Origin of the sequence: Streptomyces dysideae (assembly GCF_001514305.1) — a bacterium.
Classification (GTDB): domain Bacteria; phylum Actinomycetota; class Actinomycetes; order Streptomycetales; family Streptomycetaceae; genus Streptomyces; species Streptomyces dysideae.
Map to the genome: position 1 here is coordinate 1 of NZ_KQ949127.1, position 4,980 is coordinate 4,980.

Sequence of the window (4,980 nt, forward strand, 5' to 3'; positions counted from 1 at the left end):
AAGGGGGAGAGCGTCAAGCTCGACTCGATCCCGTACCACCACTTCACCAACCGGCACTTCGGCCGGTACATCCATCACGTTCCGGTGCTTCCGGGCTCGGCGGCCGGTGTCCAGTGCGTCAGCGATGACGAGGCGACGCGGGATGGGCACGACCCCAAGACCGGCGGCCCGCTCGTTCTGGAACAGACGATCAAGGCCATCAAGGCGGCCGGGTTCGAGATCGACCCCGACCTGTGGGGCATGGAGGACGCGGCCGACTGCAACCAGTGCCACGCCGGGTGCCACGACTCGCCCAAGTAGTAATGAGCAGCACGTGAGTTGGGGTCCATCCCCGTACGTTGAGGGGTGGGCCCCTCTTGCCGGAAAGGATCACCGCATGTCATTGGCTGAGTCCTGGGACAGGTACGCGGTGGGGAGCAAGCCACGCAGGACCATGAACGCCAAGGGTGATACGACCTGGCTGAACTGGACCCAGTACGCCGATCACGGGCCGAACGAGAGCCTTCTAGGTCCCGTTGCCGGACGCCGGGTGCTGGAACTCGGCTCGGGGAGCGGTAGTAACCTCGCGCACCTCGTGACGCTTGGCGCGACAGGTCAAGGGGTGGACATTGCCCCCGCCCGCGAGACGGTCGCGAGGGAGCGCTGGGGCAATCTGCCGGGCCTTGACTTCCGTACGGCGGAGGCGACGGCGTTCCTGAACGAGACGGACGAGACATTCGATGTCGTGCTCTCGATCTTTGGTGCCGTGTGGTTCGTCGATCCGGACATCCTGCTCCCGCTGATCCGCTCGCGTATGGCGCCGGGCGGCATCCTGGCCTTCTCGCATTTGCCTCCAGGCGGCCAAGGGCCCAAGCCCGCCAAAGCCGGACTGCGGCACGACCGCACCCTGGATGAGTGGAGTCGCATTCTGACGGGGCACGGCTTCTCTGACGTGCGTGTGTCCCTGATCGACCCGCCAGAGGGCAGGGCCGTGGGCACGATGCTTGTCCGCGCCTTGGCGGCCTGACCGCATGGCTGTGCGCCTGTCTCAGGCGCTCTCTTCGAGGTGGCGGTTACAAGGTGGCACGGGAGGGGCCATGGCCCGATCCTAACGAATGATGTCTTTCGGGCCACTCGTTCGGGTGGGCCGGAGATCGGAAGCTCGATGGCGTGCCCCAGACAACCGAAGCCAGCACCGCTCAGGAGCCCCGTTCGGGTCGGCGTACGCGCCCGTGGCGGAGCCGCAAAATGTCACTGCACCGCGCTTGGTTCGTCGCCGCCGTCACCTTCGTGACGATCATTGGGGCCGCCGCCTTCCGCTCCCTGCCGGGCCTGCTCATCGACCCGTTGAACGAGGATTTCGGCTGGACACGCGGCACGATCGGCGCCGCCGTCTCCGTCAACCTCGCCCTCTACGGGCTGACCGCGCCCTTCGCGGCGGCGCTGATGGACCGGTTCGGCATCCGGCGGGTGGTCGCGGTCGCGCTGACCGTGATCGCGCTCGGCTCCGGCCTGACGGTGTGGATGACGGCGGCCTGGCAGCTGCTGCTGTGCTGGGGCCTGCTGGTCGGCCTGGGCAGCGGCTCGATGGCGCTGGCCTTCGCCGCGACGGTCACCAACCGCTGGTTCACCGAGCGGCGCGGCCTGGTCACCGGCATCCTCACCGCCGCCTCGGCCTCCGGCCAGCTGATCTTCCTGCCCGTGTTGTCCTGGATCGTCGAGACCCACCACTGGCGCCCCGCCGCCGTCACGGTCGCCCTCGCGGCCCTCGCGGTCGTCCCCTTCGTCTGGCTGCTGCTGCGTGACCACCCGGCCGACGTGGGCCTGAAGCCGTACGGGGCAAAGGAGTTCGTGCCCAAGCCCGCCCCCGTGCCGGGCGCCGCGCGCAGGGCGGTCACGGTCCTCTTCTCGGCGGCCCGCACCGGCCCCTTCTGGCTGCTCGCCGGCACCTTCGCGATCTGCGGCGCGTCCACGAACGGCCTGATCCAGACCCACTTCGTGCCCGCCGCCCACGACCACCACATGCCCATCACGACGGCGGCCTCGCTGCTCGCGGTCATCGGCGTGTTCGACGTGGTCGGCACGATCGCCTCCGGCTGGTTCACCGACCGCCACGACCCGCGCCGGCTGCTCGCGGTGTACTACGCCCTGCGCGGCATCTCGCTGCTGTTCCTGCCCCTGCTGCTGTACCCGTCGGTCCGCCCGCCGATGGTCTTCTTCATCGTCTTCTACGGCCTCGACTGGGTCGCCACCGTCCCGCCCACCGTCGCCCTGTGCCGGGAGCACTACGGCGACGACAGCGCGATCGTCTTCGGCTGGGTTCTCGCCTCCCACCAGGTCGGCGCCGCGCTGGTCGCCTTCCTCGGCGGGGTCGCGCGGGACGTCTTCGGGACGTACGACATGGTCTGGTACGCGTCCGGGGCGCTGTGCGCGGCGGCGGCGTTGATGTCGCTGGTGATCCGGCGGCGGCCGAGTGAACTCGCGACGGCGGCCTGAGGGCTGCTACGGCGACGGGGGCGCCCCGGGCCTCGATCGCCGGCCCGGGGTGCGATGGCCGTAGGGCGGTCAGGAGGTCTTGGCGCCCGCGCGGCGGCGTCGTACGGCCAGGACCAGGAGGCCGCCCAGCGCCGCGGCGGCAGCGGCGGCACCGGCGAGGAGCGGGGTGCCGTCGGAGCCGGTGCTGGCCAGGTTGCCGCCGGTGGTGTCGCCGGTCGAGCCGTTGGTGGAGCTGCCGGTCGTGCCACCGGTCGACGTGCCGCCCGTCGAGCCCGAGCCGCCGGTGGACTGGCCCTCCGGGTCGTTGCCGCTGCCGCTGCCGCCCGTGCTGGTTTCGCCCGATCCGCCGCCGGTGGAGGAGCCGCCCGAGGTGCCGGGGCCCGGCTTGTCGTCGCCGGTGACGTCGATGCTGAGGTACGCCGTGTTGTTGGCGAGGTTCTTGTCGTACTTCGGGGTGATGTTGTAGACGGAGCTCGCCTTCACCTCGCCCTTGGTGTCCTTCGCGGTGTCCTTCACCTTCAGCTTGAAGGCGTAGGTGTGCGACTCGTCGACGTCGAGGGTGGCGTCCTTGGGCCAGCAGACGTACTCGGGCCTGCCCGGCTGGGACGGGCCGCTCGGGCCGTCGATGTTGAACGGGGAGCACTCCGCGGGGACTTCGACCGCGGTGGTGCCCGGCGGGATCTGCACCTTGAGGCCCGGGAGGTCGTCGCTGACGTTGTTCTGGATCCAGCCGGGGCCGTCGTTGCGCAGCGTGGCGTTGACGGTCACGGTGTCGCCGGGGGACACCGTGGCCTTGTCGCCGGTCGCGACGAGGTCGGCCGAGCTGTCCGAGGTCAGGGTCAGGCGCTTGTAGGCGTCGGTGAAGCCCTCGTCCGGGGCCGCGCCGGTGGGGGTGGTGCCGTACTCGACGGCCTCCATCAGCGCGTGGGGGAGCGCCTTGAACCGCACGGGCGTGGTGACCGAGGCGCCCGGCTCGACGACTGTGCCGAGCTCGCACACCGCCTGCCTGACCTGGTCCTGCACGGTCGAGTAGGTGCAGCCCTCGGCCTGCTCGGTGAAGTCGAGGCCACGGGTCAGCCGGACCCGGAAGACCACGCTCTCCGAGGGTGCCGTGCCGTAGTTGGTGATGGTGACGGACTTGTCGTAGACGTCGCCGGGCTTGGGGGCGAGATTCGGCAGCGTCGAGATCGCCAGCGCGGGTGCGGCCTCCTCCGCGTACGCCGCGGGGGCGACGACTGCGGGAACGGCGGCGGCGATCGCGGCGGCGGCCACGACGGCCGACGAGGTGCGGAGGTGCTGGCGCACGGTGGGTCTCCCAGGTGGGGCAGGAAGGACATGACCGGGGGGCCGTTGGCCAACCGGTCATGTCCTGGACACCTGGGAGGTACCTGGGGTTGTACGGCCGTCGGCTCCCATCTCCCATCTCCCATCTCCCCTCTCCCATCGCGCTCGAGCATGGCGGTAGGACACACGTCGCGGCTTGTCATACTTCCCGCATGGAGACGCAAGCCACGGAGGACGCCCGGCGTTGGCTCGCCGAGCGGGGCGTTGTCGAGGCCGGTGACGGTTGGATCGACGCCGAGAATCCGGAGCGGCCGCTCACTGCCAATGAGATCGCGCACTCCTGGGCCGGCGAGGTGTTCACCGACGAGCGCATGGACGTGGCCGAGCAGGTGCGGCTGGCCTTCGGGCTGCTGGATCTCCTCGACGAGTACTGGGTGACGTGCGAGATCGGGTTCGCGGACCGAGGTCCGCAGGGGCCCCTGCCCGCCGATGTGCTCTGGGACGGTTATCGCCGACGGCTGGAGGCGGACCGGGACGCCGAGCCCGTCACCTATTCGCTGTGGGTCGACTGGTTCGAGGACCGCGACACCGCCGCGACGGCCTTCGCAGAGGTGCTCGGGAACGACATCGCCCACATCGTGGCGGAGGGATCGGACGCCCCGCTCCGACGTGCGGACCGGGTCCTGGCCTGCTCAGGTCCCGTGCCCTGGCTCGTGAAGCAGAAGGCGTACGACAGCGCCGTGCGGCTCCCCGCACTGCATGTGCCGCTGTTCAAGGGCCTGCTGGCCGGCTACCACGATGTCTACGGCGACCTGGAGCCGACAGCCGCACTGGCTCTCCTCGCGCGACTGCAACTCCCGGCGGACACCCCGCATCTCGCGGAACTCCGGTCCGTGCTCGCCGCGGGGCACGGGAACCACTACCGCAGCCCCGACGCCTGGGACGACGCGGTGCGAGCCTCGATGGACTGAACATGACCGCGCCCAGCCGCAGGCACGGGAATGACAACTGCGACGACCGAGACGGCGCCCACGCGTTGAACGTGGCAGGCGCGGCGGCGATGACGTCCGCCTTCGGCCTACGTCTTGTTGGCCGGGCGTCTTGTACTCGCTTTGTGCTCGCTGCTGACCGGGTGACCGGTCAGGCCCCGGGTGCCACGTAACAGATGGCGTCGATGTGCTGCCCGTTGCCGTAGCGGTGAGCGGTCTGGCCGGCCCTGAG

At 70.2% G+C, this 4,980-nt stretch carries 4 protein-coding genes and 1 pseudogene; 4 read left to right on the forward strand and 1 reads right to left on the reverse strand.

The features are described 5' to 3' along the window. From AQJ91_RS44505 to AQJ91_RS44515, 3 genes and pseudogenes are all read left to right on the forward strand, one after another. Window positions 1–300, forward strand: a pseudogene (locus tag AQJ91_RS44505) (hypothetical protein); the annotation flags it as partial. A 133-nt stretch (window positions 301–433) separates the two neighbouring features. Continuing rightward, window positions 434–1,006 (forward strand): class I SAM-dependent methyltransferase, encoded by a 573-nt coding sequence (locus AQJ91_RS44510; protein ID WP_234383410.1) that lies wholly within the window; start codon window positions 434–436, stop codon window positions 1,004–1,006. A 143-nt stretch (window positions 1,007–1,149) separates the two neighbouring features. After that, the gene (locus AQJ91_RS44515) at window positions 1,150–2,475 is read left to right on the forward strand and encodes an MFS transporter (protein ID WP_067034745.1); all 1,326 of its coding nucleotides are present in this window, start codon (window positions 1,150–1,152) and stop codon (window positions 2,473–2,475) included. 69 nt (window positions 2,476–2,544) lie between these two features. On the opposite strand, the gene AQJ91_RS44520 is transcribed toward AQJ91_RS44515, so the two are convergent. Continuing rightward, the gene (locus AQJ91_RS44520; RefSeq protein ID WP_067034747.1) at window positions 2,545–3,780 is read right to left on the reverse strand and encodes an LPXTG cell wall anchor domain-containing protein; all 1,236 of its coding nucleotides are present in this window, start codon (window positions 3,778–3,780) and stop codon (window positions 2,545–2,547) included. A gap of 191 nt (window positions 3,781–3,971) precedes the next feature. Between AQJ91_RS44520 and AQJ91_RS44525 the strand changes: the two genes are divergently transcribed. Then, window positions 3,972–4,730, forward strand: a complete 759-nt coding sequence (locus AQJ91_RS44525) for a hypothetical protein (protein ID WP_067034749.1) — start codon at window positions 3,972–3,974, stop codon at window positions 4,728–4,730. Window positions 4,731–4,980: the final 250 nt, after the last annotated feature.